The following is a 23,886-nucleotide window of genomic DNA, read 5'->3' as shown; positions in this document are numbered from 1 at the left end:
TCGAAACCTGTCCCGGGCCTTGTTACAAGGCGCTTCGGGAACCCGGAATCCGTGCATGATCGACTATGCTTGAGCAGCGAAGGGAAACGGAAGTGGTTCAACACCCCATGGATATCAAATTCACCCACCGGCTGTCGTACAAACAGGCCCGGCTTACCGTGCTGGTCGGGTTCATTCTGGGCACGCTGCTCAGCCTGCTGCAAATCGGCATCGATTATGCCAGTGAAGACGCGTCCATCAACCGTGAAATCCTGTCGTTGCTGGAAATCAGCCATAACCCGGCCTCGCGCATCGCCTACAACATCGACGCCGAACTGGCGCAAGAACTGACCCTGGGCCTGCTGCGCTCGCCAGCGATCATCTCGGCGCAACTGACCGACAACAATCAGACGGTGCTGGCCAACGTCAAACGGCCGGAGCTGCAAAGCGGCTACCGGATGATCAGCGACTTCCTGTTCGGCGCCAAACGTCAGTTCGAAGACCGCCTCTATCTCGATCACTTGCCCAACGAATCCCTCGGCACCCTGAAACTGGAAGTCGACACCTACGCGTTCGGCAGCCGCTTCCTGCGCCGTGCCGAGGTCACGTTGCTCAACGGCTTCGCCCGCAGCCTGATTCTCACCGGAATTCTGCTCGCGCTGTTCTATGTGATGCTGACCAAACCGCTGGTACGGGTAATCCGCGAACTCAGCGGTCGCGACCCGCGCAGCGCCGAGCCGACCACCCTGGAATGTCCAGCCGGGCATGCCAATGACGAGATCGGCGTGCTGGTCAAGGTCGCCAACCAGCAGTTCGAGAACATCGCCACGGAAATCCAGCAGCGACGCAATGCGGAAAACCGCCTCACTGACTACCTCGCGCAACTCGAAGACATCGTGTCGGCGCGTACCGCAGAGCTCAAGGCGATCAATGCACGACTCAGCCAGTCCAACCAGGAGCTGGAAGTGGCTCGCAGCACGGCGCTGGACATGGCCGAGGCACGCTCGGCATTTCTCGCCAACATGAGCCACGAGATCCGTACTCCGCTCAACGGCCTGCTGGGGATGATCGCTCTCTCGCTCGATGGCCCGCTCAACGCCGAACAGCAGCAGCAACTGTCCATCGCCCACGACTCGGGCAAGGTTTTGGTGGAATTGCTCAACGACATTCTCGACCTGTCCAAATTCGATGCAGGGCAACTTGAGCTGGAACACATTCCCTTCGATCTCGGCTCACTGATCGAAGACACCGCCAACCTGCTGTCACAGAACGCCGCACCGAGTGTCGAGCTGACCTGCCTGATCGATCCTTACTTCCCGGCGCTGGTGCTCGGCGATCCTACCCGGGTCAGGCAGATCGTCAGCAATCTTCTGTCCAATGCGCTGAAATTCACCCGCTTCGGCCGCGTCGATGTGCGATTGTCCACCTGGAAGGAAGGGGTACGCATCGAAGTCTGCGACACCGGTATCGGCATCGCTCAGGAAGCGCAGGTGAAGATTTTCCAGCCGTTTACCCAGGCGGGCGCCGGCATCACCCGCCAATACGGCGGCACCGGGCTCGGGCTGGCGCTGACCTACAACCTGTGCGAAGCCATGCAGGGGCGCCTGACCATCAGCTCCGAAGTGGGTTTCGGCAGTCAGTTCTGCGCCGAACTGCCGCTGCCCTGCCACACCCGTGCGGTGATTCCACCAGCGTTGCACGGCAAAGTGCTCGCGATCACCAACGCGGTCAGCGGCCTGGCGGAACTGCTGGAAAGCCTGCTGCCGGTCTGGGGGCTGACCTATGAGCAGCGAACCCTGGACGACCCGCTGCTCGGCCTCTCCCCCGACGTCATCATCACCGATTGCCCCGAATGCCTGTTCGGCCTGCGCCCGGCGATGACGGCACCGATTCTGCTGGTGACCGCTTATGGCAGCTTCCTGCCGGGTGAAGAAGCCGCCGCCCTCGCCCCGCTGCAGCAGCAGGCGCGACCGCTGGCCCGCAACGCGCTGTATCAGAATCTGCGCCGAACGCTGTTGCCGGACCTCACCACCAACGACCGCGCTCGCCTTGAGAGCGTCTCGTCTCAGCGGCGCGGTCGGGTGCTGCTGGTGGAGGACAACCCGGTCAATCAACTGGTGGCCAAAGGCATGCTGGGCAAGCTCGGCTGTGATGTCGTGGTCGCAGCCCATGGTGTAGAAGCGCTGGATCAGCTGGAACACGACGAGTTCGATCTGGTGCTGATGGACTGCAACATGCCGGTGATGGACGGCTATGAAGCCAGCCGCCAGATTCGTCAGAGCGGTCGCTGGCCGCACTTGCCGATTGTCGCCCTGACCGCAAACGCGATGGCCGAAGAGCGCGAGCGTTGCCGGGCGGCGGGCATGAGCGATTATCTGGCCAAGCCGTTTCGCCGTGAAGAACTGGCGGCGCTGCTGGATCAGTGGATACCGACTACGACAACGCTTTGATCTGGCCCAGCAGGTGATCGAGTCCCTCACGCAGCTCGTTGAGCCGGTCAAGGTCCACCCCGCTGTCGCACAACAGCCGCTCCTTCAAAGGCCCGACCTGTTCACGCAGCGCCTGCCCTTGCAGCGTGAGGCTCAGATGGACCTCACGCTCGTCCCGGGCCGAGCGCTGACGCTGGACCAGCTCAAGTTGCTCCAGACGCTTGAGCAGCGGCGTCAGCGTCCCGGAGTCCAGCGCCAGCCGCTCACCCAGCGCCTTGACCGTTGGTTGCTCCGGTGCGACTTGCTGCCATTCCCACAGCACCAGCATCGCCAGATATTGCGGGTAAGTCAGGCCGAGCTGATCGAGCATCGGCTTGTAGCCACGGATCACCGCCCGCGACGCGGCATACAACTTGAAGCACAGCTGACTGTCGAGCTTCAGCGAATCGGCGGACAGGCTGTTCATTTGAGCAGCGCTTCGATCTCGCGGCTCAGATCCTGCGGCTTGGTGGCCGGGGCGAAGCGCTTGACCAACTGGCCGTCCTTGCCGATCAGGAACTTGGTGAAATTCCACTTGATGCCCTGGGAGCCCAGCACGCCCGGCGCGCGTTTCTTCAATTGCACAAACAGCGGGTGCGCACCGGTCCCATTGACTTCGATCTTCTTGAACAGCGGGAAGCTGACACCGTAATTCAGCTCGCAGAACTCGCTGATGGCGCCCTCGTTGCCCGGTTCCTGCTTGCCGAACTGGTTGCACGGGAAGCCCAGCACCACCAGGCCCTGATCCTTGTAGGTCTGCCACAGCTCCTCAAGGCCTTTGTACTGCGGCGTGAAACCGCATTTGCTGGCGGTATTGACCACCAGCACCGCCTTGCCGGCGAAATCGGCGAGGGTCTTTTGCTCGCCCTTGATGGTGGTGCACGGAATATTCAGCAGGTTATCGCTCATGGTGCGCACTCTTGAGAAATGGATAGACGGCAAAAATAGCGAGCAATTGAATTGTGTGCAATTTAATTGTTCGAAAGGCGACCCGTGGATCGCCCATATCGGTTACTCGCGCGGCACCAGGTCCAGGCACACCGAGTTGATGCAATAACGCAAGCCGGTCGGCGGCGGGCCGTCAGGGAAGACGTGGCCCAGGTGCGCATCGCATTTGGCGCATTTCACTTCGGTGCGGATCATGCCGTGGCTGGTGTCACGGATTTCGGTCATGGCGCTGTCGCCGATCGGCGCGTAGAAACTTGGCCAGCCGCAACCGGAATCGAATTTGGTCCTGGAATCAAACAACGGCTCGTTGCAGCAGACGCAGTGATAGACACCGTCAGTCTTGGTGGCGTTGTATTTACCGGAGAACGGTCGCTCGGTGGCACTGAGACGACACACGTTGTATTGCTCAGGGTCGAGCATCGCCCGCCATTCTTCCAGGGTCTTTTCAATCTTTTCCATCATCACACCTCAGCGGCTGAAAAAGCCCGATCTGTACCTTTTCCACGGATCGGGCGGCACGTATGATTGCGCCTCGTCACACGCCAGTCTGGCAGCGGGTTCCTGCGCATTCAAACGGATTGTTGGAAACCGCCGCTCGAGACACTTGCCTGTGTGAAGACGCAGGATTCCCAGCACGGTTGTCCACCCGCCGCCTGGATCGTTCATTTTCGGGATCACATCGCCATGCAGTTCAGCAAATCGAACAAGCTCGCCAACGTCTGCTACGACATTCGCGGCCCGGTGCTCAAGCACGCCAAACGACTGGAAGAGGAAGGCCATCGCATCCTCAAGCTGAACATCGGCAACCCGGCACCCTTTGGTTTCGAAGCGCCGGACGAAATTCTCCAGGATGTGATCCGCAACCTGCCGACCGCCCAGGGCTACAGCGATTCCAAAGGCCTGTTCAGCGCGCGCAAGGCGGTGATGCAGTACTACCAGCAGAAGCAGGTCGAAGGTGTCGGCATCGAAGACATCTACCTGGGCAACGGCGTGTCCGAGCTGATCGTGATGTCGCTGCAGGCGCTGCTCAACAACGGCGACGAAGTGCTGGTGCCGGCGCCGGACTACCCGCTGTGGACCGCTGCCGTGAGCCTGGCCGGCGGTAACGCGGTGCATTACCTGTGCGACGAGGGTGCCGACTGGTTCCCGGACCTGGCCGACATCAAGGCCAAGATCACCCCGAACACCAAGGCGATGGTGATCATCAACCCGAACAACCCGACCGGCGCGGTGTATTCGAAGGAAGTACTGCTGGGCATGCTGGAACTGGCCCGTCAGCACAACCTGGTGGTGTTCTCCGACGAAATCTACGACAAGATCCTCTACGACGACGCCGTGCACATCTGCACCGCTTCGCTGGCCCCGGACCTGCTGTGCCTGACCTTCAACGGTCTGTCCAAGTCGTATCGCGTGGCCGGTTTCCGCTCCGGCTGGATCGCCATTTCCGGGCCGAAACACAACGCCCACAGCTACATCGAAGGCATCGACATGCTGGCCAACATGCGCCTGTGCGCCAACGTGCCGAGCCAGCATGCGATCCAGACCGCCCTGGGTGGCTATCAGAGCATCAACGATCTGGTTCTGCCGCAAGGCCGGTTGCTGGAACAACGCAACCGTACCTGGGAACTGCTCAACGACATTCCCGGCGTGAGCTGCGTGAAGCCGATGGGTGCGCTGTACGCGTTCCCGAAGATCGACCCGAAAGTCTGTCCGATCCACAACGACGAGAAATTCGTGCTCGACCTGCTGCTCTCCGAGAAGCTGCTGGTGGTGCAAGGCACGGCGTTCAACTGGCCGTGGCCTGACCACTTCCGCGTGGTCACGCTGCCGCGGGTCGATGACCTGGACATGGCCATCGGTCGCATTGGCAACTTCCTCAAGTCGTACCGCCAGTAACCGGCGCTCAGTGCGCAACGGCCCGAACGTTGCGCACTGTCTGATTCAGCAACACTTCTGCTGCTCCCCTCCTCCAGCACCTTCTACACTTGCGAGTCATACGAATCATGCGTGCCTGACGCAATGAGACCGGGTGCCGCGTGCCTGTCATCCATAGCGGATTCGGCAGTGGGAAATATCCCATGTCCGACGAATCCGGTGTAGGACACAGTTTGAAATAGTCACTCGGTTGAATCGCCAGGTGCCGCACCTTATATACCCCGCAGTACGCTACATCTTTAGCTTGAGGAGACTTCTACAACCATGATGCGCATCCTGCTGTTTTTGGCCACTAACCTGGCGGTCGTGCTGATAGCCAGCATCACCCTGAGCCTTTTCGGCTTCAACGGGTTCATGGCGGCCAACGGGGTTGATCTCAACCTCAGTCAGCTGCTGGTTTTCTGTGCAGTCTTTGGTTTTGCCGGTTCCCTGTTCTCGCTGTTCATCTCCAAGTGGATGGCGAAAATGAGCACCAGCACCCAGATCATCACCCAGCCACGTACTCGTCACGAGCAGTGGCTGCTGCAAACCGTCGAGCAACTGTCCCGGGAAGCCGGGATCAAGATGCCCGAAGTCGGTATTTTCCCGGCCTATGAAGCGAACGCCTTCGCCACCGGCTGGAACAAGAACGACGCACTGGTCGCGGTCAGCCAGGGCTTGCTCGAGCGTTTCAAGGAAGATGAAGTGCGGGCCGTGCTGGCCCACGAGATCGGCCACGTGGCCAACGGCGACATGGTCACCCTGGCGCTGATACAGGGCGTGGTGAACACCTTCGTGATGTTCTTCGCGCGGATCATCGGCAACTTCGTCGACAAGGTGATTTTCAAGAACGAAGAAGGCCAGGGCATGGCCTATTACATCGCGACCATTTTCGCCGAACTGGTATTGGGCATTCTGGCCAGCGCAATCGTGATGTGGTTCTCGCGCAAACGCGAGTTCCGTGCCGATGATGCCGGCGCCCGCCTGGCCGGTACGGGGGCGATGATCAACGCCTTGCAACGCTTGCGCGCCGAACAGGGCCTGCCGGTGCACATGCCTGACACCCTGAATGCCTTCGGCATCAACGGCGGTATCAAACAGGGGTTTGCTCGCATGTTCATGAGCCACCCGCCGCTGGAAGATCGTATCGACGCCCTGCGTCGTCGCGGCTGATCAGCCCCGCTCCAACAGAAAGGCCCGCAGCGATGCGGGCCTTTTTTGTTGTTCTGTTACTGAGGAGTCAGGCGGTACACCCGCTCTTCCAGCCGTGTCACACCCGCCTGCAGGAACTTCCCGCTTTCGCTCAGTACGTCCTGTTCTTCCAGCGCCTGCACCGCCCAGTCGCCACCGAGCAGCTGCTGCACCTCGGCATCTGTCACCGCAAACGGCGGCCCGGACATCCGAGCCTGATCGTAATCCAGCGTGATCAGCAAACCACGCAGCCCCGTCGGCAGGATGCTCAACAAATGCGCCGCATAGCGCTCACGCATTGGCGCCGGAAAGGCGATCAGCGCCGCACGGTCATACAACGCCGTGCAATCGGCCACATCGTTCGCAGACAAGGCGAAGAAATCCCCGCACCACAACTCGATCGCGCCGGCCCGATAAACCTTGAAGCTGCCCTCTTCACTGATCTGCGGCTGCAATTGCTGCTCACGGAAGAAGTCTTCCACGGCCTTCTCCGACAGCTCGACGCCGAGCACCCGATGCCCACGCCCGGCAAGCCACAGCAGATCCAGGCTTTTCCCACACAACGGCACCAGCACACGCGCCTGCGCCGGGATGGCCAGATCGGGCCAGTGCCGCTGCAAATAAGGGTTCACCTCCGGCTGGTGAAAGCCGATCTGGTTCGATTCCCACTTCTTGTGCCAAAACTCCGGCTGCATGCATCCTCCAAAGAATTCGATCAAAAGGCGTTAAAACTTATATTGGAATTAGATCAATGAACTGACTGAAGATGAACCATCTTAACGCTCAGGAACCTTTCCATGTTTCCCAGCCTGTTTATCTCCCATGGCTCGCCCATGCTGGCACTTGAGCCCGGCGCCAGCGGCCCGGCCCTGGCGCGGTTGGCGGCCGAACTGCCACGCCCGAAAGCCATCGTCATCGTATCCGCCCACTGGGAAAGCCATGAGCTGCTGGTCAGCGGCCATCCGCAACCGGAAACCTGGCACGACTTCGGCGGTTTCCCCCGCGCGCTGTTTGAAGTGCAGTATCCGGCCCCGGGCGATCCGCAACTCGCCCGTAGGGTTGCCGATCTGCTGACCGCCAACGACCTGCCGGCACGCCTCGATCCACAACGACCGTTCGATCACGGTGTGTGGGTGCCGCTGTCGCTGATGTACCCGCAGGCTGACATCCCGGTGGTGCAGGTTTCCCTACCGAGTCGTGGCGGTCCGGCGCTACAGAACCGCGTCGGCCAGGCGCTGGCCAGGCTGCGCGAACAGGGCATTCTGTTGATCGGCTCCGGCAGCATCACCCACAACCTGCGAGAACTGGACTGGCACGCCGGCCCGGAGAGCGTCGAACCGTGGGCGCGGGACTTCCGTGACTGGATAGTCGACAAGCTGGCCGCCAACGACGAAGCCGCCCTGCACGATTACCGTCAGCAGGCACCGAACGCAGTACGCAACCATCCAAGCGACGAGCACCTGTTGCCGCTGTACTTCGCCCGAGGTGCCGGCGGTGATTTCAGCATTGCCCATCAAGGTTTCACCATGGGCGCACTGGGCATGGACATCTACCGCTTCGGCTGATGCCCAAATCGCAGGCATAAAAAATCCCCGAACCAGTCGGGGATTTTTTATGTTCGATCAATCAGCCCAGAGGCGGATCAATCTTCGCGGTAGCGACGCAGCTTCAACTGCTTACCGGCAACGCGAGTGTCCTTCAGCTTGGTCAGGAGTTTGTCCAGACCATCTTCCGGCAGCTCGACGAGGCTGAAGCTGTCACGCACCTGGATGCGACCGATGGCTTCACGTGCCAGACCACCTTCGTTGAGGATGGCGCCCAGCAGGTTTTTCGCCGCGATACCGTCACGCGCGCCCAGCGCGGTACGGCAACGGGCACGGCCTTCGCCCAGTGGCATCGGAGCACGACGCTCGCGGTCACCACGGTCCGGACGATCACCGGAACGCTCAGGACGGTCGCCACGTGGCGCGCTGTTCGGCACCAGTGGACGTTCCTTCTCGATCGCTGCCAGGTTCAGCGCCTGACCATTGGTGGCCTTGCGCAGCAGTGCGGCAGCCAGGGCGCGTGGGGTGCAACCGATGTCGGCGGTCAGGCGATCCAGCAGATCACCGTGAGTCGATTCGGCGTCAGCCACCAGCGGCGACAGGCTGTTGGTCAGCTTCTTGATGCGGGCATCAAGAACGGCCTGGGCGTCCGGCAGACGCACTTCGGCAACTTTCTGACCGGTTACACGCTCGATTACCTGCAGCATGCGGCGCTCACGTGGCGTCACCAGCAGCAGCGCGCGGCCTTCGCGACCGGCGCGGCCGGTACGGCCGATACGGTGCACGTAGGATTCCGGATCGTACGGCATGTCCACGTTGAACACGTGGGTGATGCGCGGAACGTCCAGACCACGGGCGGCAACGTCGGTCGCTACAACGATGTCCAGACGGCCATCTTTCAGCGAGTCGATCACGCGCTCACGCTGGTTCTGGGCGATGTCGCCGTTCAACGCGGCGGCTTTGTAGCCTTTGGCGTCGAGGGCGCTGGCCAGATCCAGGGTCGCTTGCTTGGTGCGCACGAACATGATCAGAGCGTCGAAATCTTCCACTTCCAGCAAGCTGAGAACGGCAGAGGTCTTCTGGTCAGCGTGAACCAACAGGTGAGCCTGTTCGATCGCGGTAACGGTCTGGGTCTTGCTCTGGATCTTCACGTGCTTTGGATCGCGCAGGTGACGCTCGGCGATGGCACGGATCGATTGCGGCAGGGTCGCCGAGAACAATACGGTCTGACGAGTTTCCGGCATGGCCTTGAAGATCACTTCGAGGTCGTCCATGAAGCCCAGTTTGAGCATTTCGTCTGCTTCGTCGAGAACCAGGTGGTTCACGGTCTGCAGCACTTTTTCGTCGCGACGCAGGTGGTCGCACAGACGGCCCGGAGTGGCGACAACGATCTGTGCGCCATTACGGATTGCTTTCAATTGTGGGCCCATCGGCGCGCCGCCGTAGACAGCCACAACAGTTACGCCCGGCATTTGCTTGGCGTAGGTTTCGAAAGCGGTTGCAACTTGTAGCGCCAACTCACGAGTTGGGGCCAGGATCAGAGCTTGCGGCTCGCGCTTGGACGGATCGATGCGGTGCAGGATAGGCAGGGCAAAGGCAGCGGTTTTACCGGTACCGGTTTGCGCCTGACCAATCATATCGTGACCGGCGAGGATGATCGGGATCGACTGCTGCTGAATGGCCGAAGGCTCTTCATAGCCGGTAGCGACTACTGCAGCGACAATATTGGGATGAAGTTCAAGAGCGGCGAAGCCGCCGATTTCCTGGGTCATGGGTCTGCCTCTAAGTGCATCCGCAAAGACCCATGCTCCAAAGCTGCACATGCCGTGTTGAGACTCAAGAGTCGCCCTGGCAGCTTTGTCGGCGGGGATTTGCGAAAACGAATGAATGAAAAAGAATCGTCAAGGAAGAGCCCGCAGTGCGGACGTGCAGCCGAAGCTGACTTCGGGGAATTGCGCTACCTAAACGCGGCCCGGTTAAAGGCCGGCGCGCACTATACCGGAATTTGCCCAAAAAGGGAGCTTTTTTTATCGGAGAAATACAGTTGTCACCGCTGTGTAATGGGGTTTTGCGGATAATCGGGCAAAGGTCTATTTTTCAAACACCCCGGCCCTGCGGGCGATGGCGCTTAAACGATTCACCGATGTGCGGCATCTGGTCGCTGCACCCTTTCTTCCCCTGCGAGGAAACACCCATGAATCAGCCCTGCCCCGGCCGCGTGAGCCGTGCGCGTCACGGCCACGTGCATTTGATCGGTCTGGACCGCGTCGCCAAGCGCAATGCCTTCGACCTCGACCTGCTCAACGACCTGGCCCTGGCCTACGGCGAATTCGAGGCCGACAGCGACGCACGGGTGGCGGTGGTGTTCGGGCATGGCGAGCATTTCACCGCCGGGCTTGATCTGGTGAATGCCAGTTCCGCTCTCGCTCAAGGCTGGCAAGTGCCGCCCGGCGGCTGCGATCCATGGGGCGTGTTCGTCGGGCCACGGGTCAGCAAACCGGTGATTGTTGCCGCGCAGGGTTATTGCCTGACCATCGGCATCGAGCTGATGCTCGCCGCCGACATCAACCTGTGCGCGAGCAACACCCGCTTCGCCCAGATGGAAGTGCAGCGCGGGATCTTTCCGTTCGGCGGCGCGACGTTACGCTTTCATCAGATCGCCGGCTGGGGCAACGCGATGCGCTGGCTGCTGACCGGCGACGAATTCGATGCCCACGATGCGTTGCGCCTGGGTCTGGTGCAAGAGGTCATGGCCAGCGAGGATCTGCTGCCGCGCGCCATCGAACTGGCCGAACGGATTGCCCGGCAGGCGCCGCTGGGCGTGCAGGCGACGCTGATGTCGGCGCGTCAGGCACGCTATGAAGGCGAAACTGCGGCGGCTAAGAGCTTGCCGCCGCTGGTAAAGAAGTTGCTGGCCACCGAAGATGCCAAGGAAGGTGTGCGCTCGCTGGTGGAGCGCAGACCGGGGATTTTCAAAGGCCTTTGAAGATCAGGTTGCCGGACGGATGCAGTTGATCAACGACTGCAACGAGTAGCCCAGCTTCGGCGCCAGCGCTTCAGCTCGTGCCGTCAGCGCCTGCATGTCCAGCGCCTGATCGAGATCTGCCGGCACGATCAGAATCACATTGCCCTCCTTCACCGGCAGCTCCCAGTAATGCCGGTGATAGAGCCCGCGCAACAGCGCCGCGCCCAACGGTTTGCCGTCGTCGGTGGCCCATTGGTTGATCACCAGCCAGCCACCGGGATTCAGACGTTTCTGACAGTCCCCGAGGAAATTCCACGCAAGGTGCCCGGCGCCGGGGCCGACATCGGTGTACAGGTCGACGAAGATCAGATCCGCAGGTTCAGCGGTCGGCAGCAGTTCGAGGGCATCGCCGACGCGGATGTACAGCCGTGGATCGTCATCCAGCCCGAGGTATTCGATGGCCAGACGCGGCACGTCCGGGCGCAGCTCGATGGCTTCGACGTCTTCCAGCGGCAGGAACTTGAGGCAGGCCTGGGTCAGCGTGCCCGCGCCCAGGCCGAGGAACAGCGCGCTCTCCGGCTGCTCGTGGCACAGCGCGCCGATCAGCATCGCCCGGGTGTAGTCGTACTCCAGCCAGCTCGGGTCGGCGGTAAACACGCAGCTTTGCTCGATGGCATCGCCGAACTCCAGAAAGCGGTAGTCGGCCACTTCCAGCACGCGAATCACGCCGAACTCATCCTGTACCTCGGCGAGCAACAGCTCGACGCGCTCCTCAGTCATTTCGTCTCCTGGTGGTCACCGGGCGCGGTGACGCGATGGCACCGCTGCGGTGCCGTGGCAAAGCGGCGATTGTCGGCGAAGCGGCGGGAGCAGGTCACGCACTAATTGCTGCTAACATGGCCGTCCGTGCGTAGAACCTTAGAGACCGTGATGAGCCAACCCTGGAGCCCTGACAGCTGGCGCGCCCTGCCGATCCAGCAACAACCCCAATACCCCGACGCCGCGCATCTGCGCCAGGTCGAGCAGACGCTGGCCAGCTATCCGCCGCTGGTGTTTGCCGGCGAAGCGCGCGAGCTGCGCCGTCAGTTTGCCGAAGTCACCCAGGGCCGGGCGTTCCTGCTGCAGGGCGGCGACTGCGCCGAAAGCTTCGCCGAGTTCTCCGCCGCGAAGATTCGCGACACCTTCAAAGTGCTGCTGCAAATGGCAATCGTCATGACCTTCGCCGCCGGTTGCCCGGTGGTCAAGGTCGGGCGCATGGCCGGCCAGTTCGCCAAGCCGCGCTCGGCCAACGACGAGACCATCAACGGCGTAACCCTGCCGGCCTACCGGGGCGACATCGTCAACGGCATCGGTTTCGACGCCGCCAGCCGCGTACCGGACCCGGAGCGTCTGCTGCAGTCCTATCACCAGTCCACCGCCACCCTCAACCTGCTGCGCGCCTTCGCCCAAGGCGGTTTTGCCGACCTGCACCAGGTGCACAAGTGGAACCTGGACTTCATCGCCAACTCGGCGCTGGCCGAAAAGTACAGCCATCTGGCCGACCGCATCGATGAAACCCTGGCCTTCATGCGCGCCTGCGGTATGGACAGCTCGCCGCAACTGCGCGAGACCAGTTTCTTCACTGCCCACGAAGCGCTGCTGCTGAACTACGAAGAAGCCTTCGTGCGCCGCGACAGCCTGACCAACGATTACTACGATTGCTCGGCGCATATGCTGTGGATCGGCGACCGCACCCGTCAGCTCGACGGCGCCCACGTCGAATTCCTGCGCGGGGTGAACAACCCGATCGGGGTCAAAGTCGGCCCGAGCATGAACCCCGACGACCTGATCCGCCTGATCGACGTGCTCAACCCGGACAACGATCCGGGTCGTCTGAACCTGATCGCGCGGATGGGCGCGAACAAGGTCGGCGATCACCTGCCGGCGCTGATCCGTGCGGTGCAGCGTGAAGGCAAGCAGGTGCTGTGGAGCTCCGACCCGATGCACGGCAACACCATCAAGGCCAGCAGCGGTTACAAGACTCGCGACTTCGCGCAGATTCTTGGTGAGGTGAAGCAGTTCTTCCAAGTTCATGAAGCGGAAGGCAGCTACGCCGGCGGCATCCACATCGAGATGACCGGGCAGAACGTCACCGAGTGCATCGGTGGCGCGCGGCCGATCACTGAAGATGGTTTGTCGGATCGCTATCACACCCACTGCGATCCGCGGATGAATGCCGATCAGTCGCTGGAACTGGCGTTTCTGATCGCCGAAACCCTGAAGCAGGTTCGTCGCTAAGGTTCGATATCTTTAGCGTCTGAGTTGGCCTCATCGCGGGCAAGCCCGGCTCCCACAGTATCGAAGTCGTACATTTAATTAACGACTCGGCCACTGTGGGAGCTGGCTTGCCAGCGATGAGGCCGGTTCAGTCGCAGCCGATCTGAACCATAGCCATCCGGAGCCGACCGGCACTTTCCCGCTGACAATTGAGCTGCACCCGCGCGAGCCCCAACCAGTCCGCCATGCGCCGCAGGTTCAGCGCCAGGGCCAGCATCCCCGCCTCGTCCAGCCCCGTTTCTTCCTCGTGCACCGCATGCACCGCCAACCGCCCCGCCGCCCGTTCGGCGCGCAGATCAACTCGCGCGGCAATCCGTTCGTTGTGCAGGAACGGCAACACGTAATAGCCGTAGACCCGCTTGTCCTGCGGCGTATAAATCTCCAGCCGATAGCGAAAATCGAACAGCCGCTCGGTCCGACTACGCTCCCAGATCAGTGAGTCAAACGGCGACAGCAATGCACTGGCCTCGACCTTGCGTGGGACTTTTGGCTCGGGCAGGCAATAAGCGATCTGCCGCCATCCGGCGACTTCGCAAGTCAGCAGTTGTCCGTCCTCGACCAGTTCGGCCAGACGCGGGCGGGCATCGGAAGGATTCAGGCGGAAGTAATCACGCAAGTCTTTTTCCGTGCCGACACCGAGCGCCTGCGCTGCATGCAGCAGCAAACCGCGCTGCGACTCAGCCTCATCGGGCAATGGCTGTTGCAGCACGGAAGCCGGAATCACCCGTTCCGGCAAGTCATACAATCGCTCGAAACCACGGCGTCCGGCGACGGTGACTTCGCCAGCGGCAAACAGCCATTCCAGTGCGTGCTTTTCCGCGCTCCAGTCCCACCACGGCCCGGCCTTTTCCTCGCGGGTCGACAGACTGCCGGCGCCCAGTGCGCCCTGCTCCTCGACCGACGCCAGTACCCGGCGAATGGTGTCCTGTTGCTCGCGACCAAACCGCGCCAGTTGCTGATAAATATCCTCACCGCGCCTGGCCCGCTGCATGCGCCAGCCCATCAACGGGTACATCGACAACGGCAGCAGCGACGCTTCATGGCCCCAGTATTCGAACAGCGAACGACGTCGCCCCGAACTCCAGGCAGCCTGGTCGAGCAAGTCAGCAGAGTAGGAACCAAGACGGGAAAACAGCGGCAGGTAGTGCGAGCGCACCACGGCGTTGACGGAGTCGATCTGCAACAGACCGAGGCGTTCGATCAGCCGGTTGAGGTGCATGGCCTTGACAGCCGGCAGCTGGCGCCCGTGAAACCCTTGGGCAGCCAGTGCCAGACGTCGAGCCTGTTTAAGGGAAAAGGACAGTGTCGCGGGCATGTGTACCTCCATGTCTGCTCGCAACCTACCTCACCTGAAAGTGGTTTGTGTAGCGATGGCCTCATCATTTATGCATCGGATCGTCCCAGAACGGCCGCACCGACTCGTGTTCGACATCGGCACGGCTGACCCCGATGTCCTTGAGCGCTTCGTCGCTCAGGCTGGCGAGCAGCTCGCGCTCACGGTGCAATTCGTACCACCGGCTAAACTTGTGCAACAGATCGGAAACGATATGGCCGGAAAATTTTTCTTCGCCTGCGTACTCTCTTTGACCTTTCATCGTGTTGCCTCCTTTTTGGGATGGCTCAAGTCTCCCGCCAGAGCTACGATCAATCCAACGAATGTTTCTGATGGCATGCATCACGGAGATTCATCAATTGTCGGCATATCCCAGTATCGATACCGATGTCCTGCGCACCTTTGTCGCAATTGCCGATCAGGGCGGTTTTACCCGCGCCGGCGAAATGGTCAACCGCACCCAATCGGCCGTGAGCATGCAGATGAAGCGTCTGGAAGAGGACGTGTTGCAGCGCCAGTTGTTCGAGCGCGACGGGCGTCAAGTGCGCCTGACCGCTGAAGGCCAGGTGTTGCTCGGTTATGCGCGGCGCATCCTGAAATTGCACAGCGAAGTGTTCAACACCCTGCGCGAGCCGCACATGGTCGGCACAGTGCGGATCGGTACGCCGGACGATTACGTTATGCGCTTTCTGCCGGGGATTCTGTCGCGTTTTGCGCAGTTCTATCCGCTGATCCAGATCGAAGTGCACTGCGAGTCAACCAAACAATTGCTGCAACGCACGGACCTCGATCTGTCGATCGTCACCCGCGAGCCGGGCAACGAGATCGGCCAGTTGCTGCGCAAGGAGCGCTTCGTGTGGGCCGAGGCGCAGAATTTCAGCGCCCACGAGCAGACGCCGCTACCACTGGCGATGTTCAACAGTGATTGCTTCTGCCGCCTGTGGGCCTGCAATGCGCTGGACGCGATGGGCCGCGAATACCGGATCGCCTACAACAGCACCAGCCTGTCGGCGCTGATGGCAGTGGTGAGCGCGGGTCTGGCGATCACCGCGCAGCTGGAAAGCCTGATTACCCCCGACATGCGGATTCTTGGAGATGCCGAAAATCTGCCGCTGCTGCCCGAGGCCAGCATCATGCTGATCCGCAACCTCAACAACCCCTCGCCGATCACCGAATGCCTGGCCGAGCACATCGTCGAAGGCTTCAAACTTTAAAGGCGAGCATCACCGCACACAGCACCAGGAACCCGCAGAACAGCCCGCGCAGGAGTTTTTCCGGCATCGCGTGGGCCACTTTCACGCCCCAACTGATGCTGGCCAGACCGCCGATGGCCAGCGGCAGGCCGATCATCCAGTCCACTTCGTGGTGCACCGCGTACGTCACCAGCGTGACGCCGGTGCTCGGCAGTGCCAGCGCCAGCGAAAGCCCCTGAGCGACCACTTGAGTAGTGCCGAACAGACTGGTCAGCACCGGCGTCGCCACCACCGCCCCGCCGACACCAAACAAACCACCCATGGCGCCTGACGCCGCGCCGAGCACGCCCAGCCACGGCCATGAATAGCGCATCTCGGAAGTCGCCGCCGGGCGCGCGCCAAACATGCGCACCAGGTTGTAAGCCGACAGCGCCACAAGGAACGCGACAAACCCGATGCGCATGGTCTGCGCGTCGATGCCCACGGCCCAGATCGAGCCGATCCACGCGAAACAGAATCCCATCACCGCCAGCGGCAACGCATGGCGGAGTTCGATGCGGTTACGCTGGTGATAACGCCACAGCGCCAGCATCACGTTCGGCACCACCATCACCAGCGCCGTGCCTTGGGCGATCTGCTGATCGAGCCCAAACCACACGCCCAGCAGCGGAATGGCGATAAGCCCGCCACCAATACCGAAGATCCCACCCAGAGTACCGAGGGCGGCGCCAAACAACAGGTACAGCAAAAACTCGATCACAGCAGAATTCCTCATACGTCAAGCGACTCATCCTACGCAGTCGGCGCTGGCACGGAAACGCACAGCAACGCACAATGGCTGTGCTAAATCCGCATAGGCAATGAGCTGATTCATGAATCCCAATCAATTGACCGAACAACTGGGGCTGTTTCTCGATGTACTCGAGAGCGGCAGCTTTTCTGCGGCTTCGCGCCGGCATCCGCTGACGCCCTCCGCCGTTGCCCGGCGTATCGACAGTCTGGAAAGCGCGGTCGGCAGCCAGTTGTTCATCCGCAGCACTCACGCGGTGCGCGCCACGCCGGCAGGTCTGGCGTTTGCCGAACGGGCGCGGCGGATTGTGGCGGAGTTGCAACTTGCCCGGGCTGAAGCGGTGTCCCTGAGCAGCGCGCCGGAGGGACTGATTCGGGTGGATGCGCCAGCAGCGTTCGGGCGTCGGCATCTGGCGCCGGTGATTGCCGATTTTCTGGTGCTGTACCCGGGGCTGGATGTGCAACTGCATCTGATCGACAGCTTCGTCGACATGGACGGTTCAAACCTGGGCAAGGTCGATCTGGTGTTGCGCGCCGGGCAAATGGCTGACACCCGGTTGGTGGCCACACCGTTGGCGAGCATGGTCCGCATCGCCTGCGCGAGCCCCGACTATCTCAAGCGCCGCGGTGTGCCGAGCGAACCCGCGCAATTGAGCGAGCATGACGGCCTCGATTGGGACGGCCTCGCCCCGCCCTTCGCCTGGCGCTTCGAACAGAACGGGCAGATGCAACTGCACCGCCCGGCGCGGGTGCGCATGAGCGCCAACAACGCCGAGGCGCTGGTGTGCGGCGCGCTGGCGGGACTCGGGATCGCGCATCTACCGACCTGGCTGGCCAGCGAATACCTGTTGCGCGGCGAGTTGCTGCCGCTGTTCTGTGAAAACGGCCTGCCAAAACCGGAGAGCACCGGCATCTATGCGCTGCGACTGGAGCAACAGGCCAGCTCCCGCAGCCGCCTGCTGCTGGAATACCTCAAAACCCGGTTCAGCCCCGTGCCGCTGTGGGATCTGGCACTGCAACGAGAACTGGGCCGGCATTGATCGGTTCGCCACCGGGCACAATTGTCTGGCGCATTAAAGATTCGAGCGCTAGATTCATCTGCATCACCGTTCAAGGCACTGACATGACCACCGACCGCAACACCTCCGATCACTGCGAAGACCTGCTGCTCGACAATCAGGCCTGCTTCGCCCTGCATTCCACTTCGCTGATGATGACCAAGGTCTACAAGCCGCTGTTGCAAGCGCTTGGCCTGACGTATCCGCAATACCTGGCGATGATGGTGCTGTGGGAGAAGGATGGTTTGACCGTCGGAGAAATCAGCACGCGCCTGCTGACCGATCCGGGCTCGCTGACCCCGTTGCTCAAGCGGCTGGAAGGTGAAGGTTTGCTCAGCCGGACCCGCAGTCGTGAGGATGAGCGTGTGGTGATCGTTGAACTGACTGCCCAGGGACGCGCCTTGAAAGACAGGGCCCGGACCGTTCCACAATGCATCCTGGGGGCCAGTGGCTTCACGCTGGAGCGCCTGCAAAACCTGCAAGCCGAGTTGCAGGCCTTGCGTGGTCATTTGCAGGACAGCCTCGCTTAAGATCGTCCTTTCCTGTGGGCGCAGCCTTGCGCCTGCAGGCGTATCGCCCCTTCCCCGCTTATCACCGAAAAATTTTTCATCTCGTTTTACATTCAAAAAATCCTTAAATATCAAAAGCTTGAGATCACGTCACTTCCCAATCCAAGCGCTAATTCGTGCTTTCTTCAAAAATTTATCTTGCGCACTAAATATTCGCGCAGTACATTTACTTCGCACCTAGTTAGCGCGCAAACAATTAGCGCAACAAACCACACTTACTGAGGCTCACACCATGCAAACTCTCTACACCGCAATCGCAACCTCCACTGGCGGCCGTGACGGTCGTGCGATTTCCAGCGACAACATCCTCGACGTCAAACTCGCCACTCCGAAAGAACTCGGCGGTGCTGGCGGCGCAGCCACCAACCCTGAGCAACTGTTCGCCGCCGGCTACTCGGCCTGCTTTATCGGCGCCCTGAAATTCGTCGCCAGTCAGACCAAACGCAAAATCCCGGACGACGCCTCGATCACCGCTCACGTCGGCATCGGCCAGATCCCTGGCGGTTTCGGTCTGGACATCGACCTGCACATCAGTCTGCCGGGCCTGGAACAGGCTGACGCACAAAGCCTGGTCGACGCGGCTCACCAGGTCTGCCCGTACTCCAACGCCACTCGCGGCAACGTCGATGTGCGTCTGCACGTCACCGTGTAATCACTGACACTCAGGCCCGTACAGGAAATGAACATGAACACTTTCAGCAAAGTCTTGACCGGTACTCTTCTCGCCCTGTCCATCCACAGCGCATTCGCCGGGGAGGTTGAACACAACACCCAGGCGTTCCTTGATGTGCTGAATGCCGGCACCGGCAAACCGATGGAACAGATGACGCCCAAGGATGCCCGCGCCGTGCTGACGGGCGCGCAGTCCGGGGTCAAACTGACGCTACCCAAAGCGGACGTCAGCGAGAAAACCATCCAGGTCGATGGCCAACCGTTGAGCCTGACCATCGTCCGGCCGGCCGGGGTCAAGGGCGAGCTGCCGGTGTTCATGTTCTTCCACGGCGGCGGCTGGGTGCTGGGAGATTTCCCGACCCACGAACGCCTGGTGCGGGATCTGGTGGTCGGCTCGGGGGCGGCGGCGGTGTTCGTCAATTACACCCCTTCGCCGGAAGCGCATTACCCGGTGGCGATCAACCAGGCTTACGCCGCCACCAAGTGGGTGGCCGAACACGGCAAAGAAATCAACGTCGACGGCAAGCGTCTGGCGGTGGCGGGCAACAGCGTCGGCGGCAACATGGCGGCAGTCGTCGCCCTGATGGCCAAAGACAAAGGCACGCCAGCGATCAAATTCCAGGTGCTGCTGTGGCCGGTGACCGATGCCAATTTCGATACCGGTTCGTATAACCAGTACGCCGAGGGGCACTTCCTCACTCGCAACATGATGAAGTGGTTCTGGGACAACTACACCACCGACGCCAACCAGCGGAACGAGGTCTACGCCTCGCCTTTGCGGGCAACCACTGCGCAATTGAAAGGTCTGCCGCCTGCGCTGGTCCAGACTGCGGGGGCCGACGTGCTGCGTGACGAAGGTGAAGCCTATGCCCGCAAACTCGACGAAGCCGGCGTACCGGTGACCTCGGTGCGCTACAACGGCATGATCCACGACTACGGTTTGCTCAACGTGGTCAGCCAGGTGCCGGCGGTGCGCTCGGCGATGCTGCAGGCCTCGGAAGAACTGAAGCAGCACCTGAAGAAGTAATTTTCATCAGGCACAAAAAAGCCCGACTCAATGGTCGGGCTTTTTCTTTCCGCAAAAAGCAGTGCTTATTTGGCACGGCCTTTGTAGGAACCGCCTTCGCGGGTATCGATCTCGATCATGTCGCCGATTTCGATGAAGTCAGCAACCGACAGCTCGGTACCGTTCTTCAGTTTGGCAGGCTTCATCACCTTGCCGGAAGTGTCGCCGCGAGCGGAACCTTCGGTGTAGTCAACCTGACGCACGATGGTGGTCGGCAGCTCTACGGAAACCAGACGGCCTTCGAAGAATACGGCTTCGCAAACGTCGGTCATGCCTTCTTCCACGAATGGCAGAACGCTTTCGATGTCTTCGGCGTTCAGCTCGTACATGGTGTAGTCGGTGGTGTCCATGAACGTGTAGGAGTCACCGCTGATGAAGGACAGGGTCGCTTCTTTGCGGTCCAGGATCACGTCGTCCAGCTTGTCGTCCGCACCGTAAACGGTTTCGGTCTTGTAACCGGTCAGCAGGTTCTTCAGCTTGGTCTTCATGATCGCGCTGTTACGGCCCGACTTGGTGAATTCAGCTTTCTGAACCAGCCAAGGATCGTTGTCGATACGGATCACGGTACCGGGTTTGAGTTCTTTACCAGTTTTCATTGCGAATATCCGAATTTGGATGGGATTTACAAAAATCTAGGCCGCGTATCATATCCAATTTCGGTAAAACTGTACCAGCGCCGTCGCAAGATCGGCCTGCAAGGCTTGTTCCAGACACCACGCGCGGGCATTTTCCTGCAGTTCGGGCCAGTGTTTACGGGCCTCAAGCCAGTGGTCGCCGATAGGCTGGCCGGCACTCCAAGCGCGCCAGAGACCGTTCATCGCCTCGGCGGCAGCGGGCGAAAGGCGTTTTGTGTAAAGCGTAAGGAAGGCATCGAGCTTGTCGAGGTGGATGTCTTCGTCCTGCTGATAGATGTGCCACAGCATCGGCCGCCCCGCCCACTGCGCCCGAACGAACGAGTCCTCGCCGCGCACCGCATTGAAATCGCAGCACCAGAGCAATTGATCGTATTGATCCTGACGGACGAACGGCAGCACCTGCAAGGTCAGCGACTGACGAACGTGCATTGCCCCGACCGGCAGCGACTCGACTCCGAGCCAACGGGCGACATCGCCGAGAATCCGTCCTTCCGGCACCAGCAGATGGATAGGCGTAGCGTCCGCCGCGAGCACATCCAGCCAACTGGCGAGTCCGGCATTCTCGTAGGCAAACAGCGAAATCAGCTGCGCACCGGGCGCAGGAGCTATTCCCAGAGCGTGCAGGAATTGTCGCTGCGCCTCGGGATTCTGTTGAAACTGCTGACGCCGCTCCAGTAAACCGCTCTCACGCAGCAAGCCGCCGGTCCCCGGCTGAAATCCCGGAAAGAAAAAGTACTTCTGCACCGACTTGTACTTCACCGACGGCAGACCGTGGCAGCCAACCACCCAGTCTTCAGCGCTGAGATAGTCGAGGTTCATCCACAACGGCGACTGTTCCCGTGCGGCCATGGCGTCCATGTAAATGCTCGGCAACTGGCAGGCAAAAGCCGCGATCACCACGTCGGCCGCTGCTGATTCCTGCCACTCAGCCGGCCAGTGCCGGACTTCGACGCCCTGCTGCCATTGCTGATCGAGGCCGATGTCGATTTCCGGGCAAATGCGTTCGAAAGCGCGCAGGTCATCGACCCACAATCGCACCGTCATTGCCTGCTCGCTGACCAGTTGCCGGGCCAGACGCCAGGTCACGCCGATGTCGCCGTAGTTATCGACGACCGTACAAAAAATGTCCCAGCGGGTGTTCAGTGGCGGCATTCAAGGCTCCCGTTGGCAAAAGCGCCGATTGTCCGCATAAATGTCTTCGCGCAGAAGAGCCGACGGCAATTAATCTTCGTGCGACAATCGCTGCTCGCCCGCATACATCCGCCAGGAGGCAGCCATGCCCTATCGTCCCAACCCGCGTCGCCCGTTACCTGTTCAGCTTAGCGCGCTGCAATTGACTGGCAGCATTGCCCTGGGTCTGTGGCTGGGTTTCCTGGCCATTGCACTTACTTGCTGGCTCGCCTCGCTGTTGTTCAGCCGTCAATTGCAGCCGGTGGCGGAAGCGGTGCAACAACTGAGCAAGCCTCCGGTAGCCGCCCAGCCGCAGCCAGAACCTGAGCCACAAAACCGCCTGTTCGAACAGTACGAAGAAAACCTGCGCAAGAACGAACAGCAGGCACGCCTGGACCAGGCCCGTGGCAGCACACGTAATCTGTCGAACCCCAAATGCCAGTTCTGGCTGCAACAGGATCAGACGGCCCCCAGCGAAAAGAGCCGCGCCAACGTCCTGCAATTCTGCGATTGATCATGAATAAACAGACGGTTCACCAACTGATTCTCGACAAGCTGCGCGTCGATCTCGACATCGCCGAACGCGCGGCGCAAACCGCTTACGAAACCGCAACCCACGAAGAGAACATCGCCGAAAACAAGTACGACACTCTGGGCCTCGAGGCGTCGTATCTGGCGGCGGGCCAGGCGAAACGGGTCGAGGAAATTCGTCAGTCACTGGCGCTGTGCCAGAACCTGACGCTGCGCGCGTATGACGATCAACGCGGGATTGAGATCGGCGCCCTGCTCGGTCTGGAAGACGAAAAGGGTCGCGAGCAATGGCTGTTTCTGGCGCCGGATGCGGCGGGTCTGAAAGTCGATGTGGTGGGTCAGCCGATTACCGTCATCACCCCGCGCTCGCCGCTGGGCAAAAGCCTGCTGGGCAAGTTCGAGGGTGACGAGGTGGAGATTCTGGTGGCGGGCACCCGGCAACAGTTTGCTGTCACCGAGGTGCTGTAGACGGGGACTTAGTGGACGGGCAGTTCGACACCATCGAAAAGCTCTTCCAGTTCCTGCTTGTTGTGGCACTGAATGGCCTTGGCCATGACTTCGCGGGTCAGGTGCGGCGCGAACTTCTCGATGAAGTCGCACATGAAGCCGCGCAGGAAGGTGCCGCGGCGGAAACCGATCTTGGTCACGCTGGACTCGAACAGTTCGCTGGCATCGAGCACCACCAGATCGTTATCCAGTTTGGTGTCGACCGCCATTTTCGCCACGATGCCAACACCCAGGCCCAGACGTACGTAGGTTTTGATCACGTCGGCGTCGGCAGCAGTGAACACCACTTTTGGCGTCAGGCCGCGATGGCTGAAGGCTTCGTCGAGTTTCGAACGGCCGGTGAAACCGAACACGTAAGTCACGATCGGGTATTCGGCCAGCGCTTCAAGGGTCAGCTTCGGCAGTTTGGTCAGCGGGTGGCCCTGAGGCACGACCACGCAACGGTTCCACCGATAGCACGGCATCATCACCAGATCGCCGAACAGCTCCAGCGCTTCGGTGGCAATGGCGAAATCGACGGTGCCGTCAGCGGCCATCTCGGCGATCTGCATCGGCGAGCCCTGGTGCATGTGCAGCGCCACGTCCGGGTATTGCTTGATGAAATTGCTGATCACCGGCGGCAGCGCATAGCGTGCCTGGGTGTGAGTGGTGGCGATCGACAGGGTGCCCTTCTTCTCGTTGGAGAATTCCTGGGCGATCTGCTTGATGCTTTCGACCTTGCGCAGAATTTCACCGGCAGTGGTGATGATGCGCTCGCCGGCTGGCGTGACACGGGTCAGGTGCTTGCCGCTGCGGGCGAACACTTCGACGCCCAGTTCGTCTTCCAGCAGACGGATTTGTTTACTGATGCCCGGTTGCGAGGTGTAGAGGCTTTGGGCTGTAGCGGAAACGTTGAGGTCGTGGTGCGCCACTTCCCAGATGTAGCGCAATTGTTGAAGCTTCATATGAATCCCTCAAAGCAGGTAGACGCCACGGGCATCAGCGACGGTATATAACTATATTAATGGTTTGAAGAATAAATCTAGAACTTTTTTATCA

At 60.8% G+C, this 23,886-nt stretch carries 25 protein-coding genes; 13 read left to right on the top strand and 12 right to left on the bottom strand.

The features are described 5' to 3' along the window. Positions 1-107: 107 nt before the first annotated feature. Entirely contained in the window at positions 108-2,429 is a 2,322-nt protein-coding gene (locus BMZ46_RS03945) for a hybrid sensor histidine kinase/response regulator (protein WP_039770438.1), read from the top strand. Here the strand turns inward: BMZ46_RS03945 and BMZ46_RS03940 are convergent. From BMZ46_RS03940 to msrB, 3 genes are all read right to left on the bottom strand, one after another. After that, positions 2,413-2,874 (bottom strand): MarR family winged helix-turn-helix transcriptional regulator, encoded by a 462-nt coding sequence (locus BMZ46_RS03940; RefSeq protein ID WP_039770440.1) that lies wholly within the window; start codon positions 2,872-2,874, stop codon positions 2,413-2,415. The two genes, BMZ46_RS03945 and BMZ46_RS03940, sit on opposite strands and share 17 nt — an antisense overlap. Then, on the bottom strand, positions 2,871-3,356 hold the full coding sequence (locus tag BMZ46_RS03935; RefSeq protein WP_011335290.1) for a glutathione peroxidase: 486 nt from the start codon (positions 3,354-3,356) through the stop codon (positions 2,871-2,873). Before BMZ46_RS03935 ends, BMZ46_RS03940 begins: the two co-directional genes overlap by 4 nt. A gap of 102 nt (positions 3,357-3,458) precedes the next feature. Beyond that, on the bottom strand, positions 3,459-3,854 hold the full coding sequence (gene msrB, locus BMZ46_RS03930) for a peptide-methionine (R)-S-oxide reductase MsrB (RefSeq protein WP_039770441.1): 396 nt from the start codon (positions 3,852-3,854) through the stop codon (positions 3,459-3,461). Positions 3,855-4,079: 225 nt separating this feature from the next. Between msrB and BMZ46_RS03925 the strand changes: the two genes are divergently transcribed. Then, positions 4,080-5,291, top strand: coding sequence for a pyridoxal phosphate-dependent aminotransferase (locus BMZ46_RS03925; protein ID WP_007955711.1), 1,212 nt, complete (start codon positions 4,080-4,082; stop codon positions 5,289-5,291). 303 nt (positions 5,292-5,594) lie between these two features. Beyond that, positions 5,595-6,482, top strand: coding sequence for a protease HtpX (gene htpX, locus BMZ46_RS03920; RefSeq protein ID WP_074687972.1), 888 nt, complete (start codon positions 5,595-5,597; stop codon positions 6,480-6,482). Positions 6,483-6,538: 56 nt separating this feature from the next. Here htpX and BMZ46_RS03915 read toward each other — a convergent pair whose 3' ends face one another. After that, complete coding sequence (locus BMZ46_RS03915) at positions 6,539-7,195, bottom strand: thiopurine S-methyltransferase (RefSeq protein WP_074687974.1); 657 nt, start codon at positions 7,193-7,195, stop codon at positions 6,539-6,541. Positions 7,196-7,297: 102 nt separating this feature from the next. Here BMZ46_RS03915 and BMZ46_RS03910 point away from each other — a divergent pair, with 102 nt between their 5' ends. Continuing rightward, positions 7,298-8,065 (top strand): DODA-type extradiol aromatic ring-opening family dioxygenase, encoded by a 768-nt coding sequence (locus BMZ46_RS03910; protein ID WP_074687976.1) that lies wholly within the window; start codon positions 7,298-7,300, stop codon positions 8,063-8,065. 77 nt (positions 8,066-8,142) lie between these two features. Here the strand turns inward: BMZ46_RS03910 and BMZ46_RS03905 are convergent, their stop codons facing one another. After that, the gene (locus BMZ46_RS03905) at positions 8,143-9,816 is read right to left on the bottom strand and encodes a DEAD/DEAH box helicase (protein WP_007955707.1); all 1,674 of its coding nucleotides are present in this window, start codon (positions 9,814-9,816) and stop codon (positions 8,143-8,145) included. Between the two features lie 422 nt (positions 9,817-10,238). On the opposite strand from BMZ46_RS03905, the gene BMZ46_RS03895 reads away from it, so the two are divergent. Continuing rightward, positions 10,239-11,030, top strand: coding sequence for a crotonase/enoyl-CoA hydratase family protein (locus BMZ46_RS03895; protein WP_074687978.1), 792 nt, complete (start codon positions 10,239-10,241; stop codon positions 11,028-11,030). A gap of 3 nt (positions 11,031-11,033) precedes the next feature. Here the strand turns inward: BMZ46_RS03895 and BMZ46_RS03890 are convergent, their stop codons facing one another. Next, positions 11,034-11,789: a spermidine synthase gene (locus tag BMZ46_RS03890; protein ID WP_039770449.1), complete on the bottom strand. Its 756-nt coding sequence runs from the start codon at positions 11,787-11,789 to the stop codon at positions 11,034-11,036. 150 nt (positions 11,790-11,939) lie between these two features. Between BMZ46_RS03890 and BMZ46_RS03885 the strand changes: the two genes are divergently transcribed. Beyond that, positions 11,940-13,286 carry a class II 3-deoxy-7-phosphoheptulonate synthase gene (locus tag BMZ46_RS03885; RefSeq protein WP_074687980.1) on the top strand — a complete coding sequence of 449 codons (1,347 nt, stop codon included), beginning with the start codon at positions 11,940-11,942 and terminating at the stop codon, positions 13,284-13,286. A 127-nt stretch (positions 13,287-13,413) separates the two neighbouring features. On the opposite strand, the gene BMZ46_RS03880 is transcribed toward BMZ46_RS03885, so the two are convergent. Together BMZ46_RS03880 and BMZ46_RS03875 are read right to left on the bottom strand one after the other, a co-directional pair. Continuing rightward, positions 13,414-14,640: a winged helix-turn-helix domain-containing protein gene (locus tag BMZ46_RS03880; RefSeq protein WP_074687982.1), complete on the bottom strand. Its 1,227-nt coding sequence runs from the start codon at positions 14,638-14,640 to the stop codon at positions 13,414-13,416. A gap of 64 nt (positions 14,641-14,704) precedes the next feature. Beyond that, positions 14,705-14,920 (bottom strand): DUF1127 domain-containing protein, encoded by a 216-nt coding sequence (locus BMZ46_RS03875; protein ID WP_039770454.1) that lies wholly within the window; start codon positions 14,918-14,920, stop codon positions 14,705-14,707. 97 nt (positions 14,921-15,017) lie between these two features. Here BMZ46_RS03875 and BMZ46_RS03870 point away from each other — a divergent pair, with 97 nt between their 5' ends. Next, positions 15,018-15,872 carry a LysR substrate-binding domain-containing protein gene (locus BMZ46_RS03870; protein ID WP_170844876.1) on the top strand — a complete coding sequence of 285 codons (855 nt, stop codon included), beginning with the start codon at positions 15,018-15,020 and terminating at the stop codon, positions 15,870-15,872. Here BMZ46_RS03870 and BMZ46_RS03865 read toward each other — a convergent pair. After that, complete coding sequence (locus BMZ46_RS03865; protein WP_011335299.1) at positions 15,862-16,611, bottom strand: sulfite exporter TauE/SafE family protein; 750 nt, start codon at positions 16,609-16,611, stop codon at positions 15,862-15,864. The two genes, BMZ46_RS03870 and BMZ46_RS03865, sit on opposite strands and share 11 nt — an antisense overlap. Before the next feature lie 112 nt (positions 16,612-16,723). On the opposite strand from BMZ46_RS03865, the gene BMZ46_RS03860 reads away from it, so the two are divergent. From BMZ46_RS03860 to BMZ46_RS03845, 4 genes are all read left to right on the top strand, one after another. Further along, positions 16,724-17,680: a LysR family transcriptional regulator gene (locus tag BMZ46_RS03860; protein WP_074687984.1), complete on the top strand. Its 957-nt coding sequence runs from the start codon at positions 16,724-16,726 to the stop codon at positions 17,678-17,680. 83 nt (positions 17,681-17,763) lie between these two features. Continuing rightward, positions 17,764-18,228, top strand: a complete 465-nt coding sequence (locus tag BMZ46_RS03855; RefSeq protein ID WP_074687986.1) for a MarR family winged helix-turn-helix transcriptional regulator — start codon at positions 17,764-17,766, stop codon at positions 18,226-18,228. A 271-nt stretch (positions 18,229-18,499) separates the two neighbouring features. Further along, positions 18,500-18,919: an organic hydroperoxide resistance protein gene (locus BMZ46_RS03850; RefSeq protein WP_034155242.1), complete on the top strand. Its 420-nt coding sequence runs from the start codon at positions 18,500-18,502 to the stop codon at positions 18,917-18,919. A 33-nt stretch (positions 18,920-18,952) separates the two neighbouring features. Further along, a complete protein-coding gene (locus BMZ46_RS03845) occupies positions 18,953-19,966 on the top strand; it encodes an alpha/beta hydrolase (RefSeq protein ID WP_039770463.1) in 1,014 nt (337 codons plus the stop codon). A 65-nt stretch (positions 19,967-20,031) separates the two neighbouring features. On the opposite strand, the gene BMZ46_RS03840 is transcribed toward BMZ46_RS03845, so the two are convergent. Together BMZ46_RS03840 and earP are read right to left on the bottom strand one after the other, a co-directional pair. Then, positions 20,032-20,601 (bottom strand): elongation factor P, encoded by a 570-nt coding sequence (locus tag BMZ46_RS03840; RefSeq protein ID WP_007955690.1) that lies wholly within the window; start codon positions 20,599-20,601, stop codon positions 20,032-20,034. A gap of 48 nt (positions 20,602-20,649) precedes the next feature. Further along, the gene (gene earP, locus BMZ46_RS03835; protein WP_039770466.1) at positions 20,650-21,792 is read right to left on the bottom strand and encodes an elongation factor P maturation arginine rhamnosyltransferase EarP; all 1,143 of its coding nucleotides are present in this window, start codon (positions 21,790-21,792) and stop codon (positions 20,650-20,652) included. Between the two features lie 124 nt (positions 21,793-21,916). On the opposite strand from earP, the gene BMZ46_RS03830 reads away from it, so the two are divergent. Both BMZ46_RS03830 and BMZ46_RS03825 read left to right on the top strand, forming a co-directional pair. After that, the gene (locus BMZ46_RS03830; RefSeq protein WP_039770468.1) at positions 21,917-22,324 is read left to right on the top strand and encodes a hypothetical protein; all 408 of its coding nucleotides are present in this window, start codon (positions 21,917-21,919) and stop codon (positions 22,322-22,324) included. A 2-nt stretch (positions 22,325-22,326) separates the two neighbouring features. Then, entirely contained in the window at positions 22,327-22,809 is a 483-nt protein-coding gene (locus tag BMZ46_RS03825; protein WP_074687988.1) for a GreA/GreB family elongation factor, read from the top strand. Between the two features lie 8 nt (positions 22,810-22,817). Here the strand turns inward: BMZ46_RS03825 and cysB are convergent, their stop codons facing one another. Next, positions 22,818-23,792 (bottom strand): HTH-type transcriptional regulator CysB, encoded by a 975-nt coding sequence (gene cysB / locus BMZ46_RS03820; protein ID WP_003183769.1) that lies wholly within the window; start codon positions 23,790-23,792, stop codon positions 22,818-22,820. Positions 23,793-23,886: the final 94 nt, after the last annotated feature.

The organism is Pseudomonas sp. NFIX49 (assembly GCF_900115915.1).
Lineage (GTDB): Bacteria > Pseudomonadota > Gammaproteobacteria > Pseudomonadales > Pseudomonadaceae > Aquipseudomonas > Aquipseudomonas pharyngis.
The sequence above is the reverse complement of the archived record's forward strand: the minus strand, read 5'-3'. Positions and strand labels throughout refer to the sequence as shown.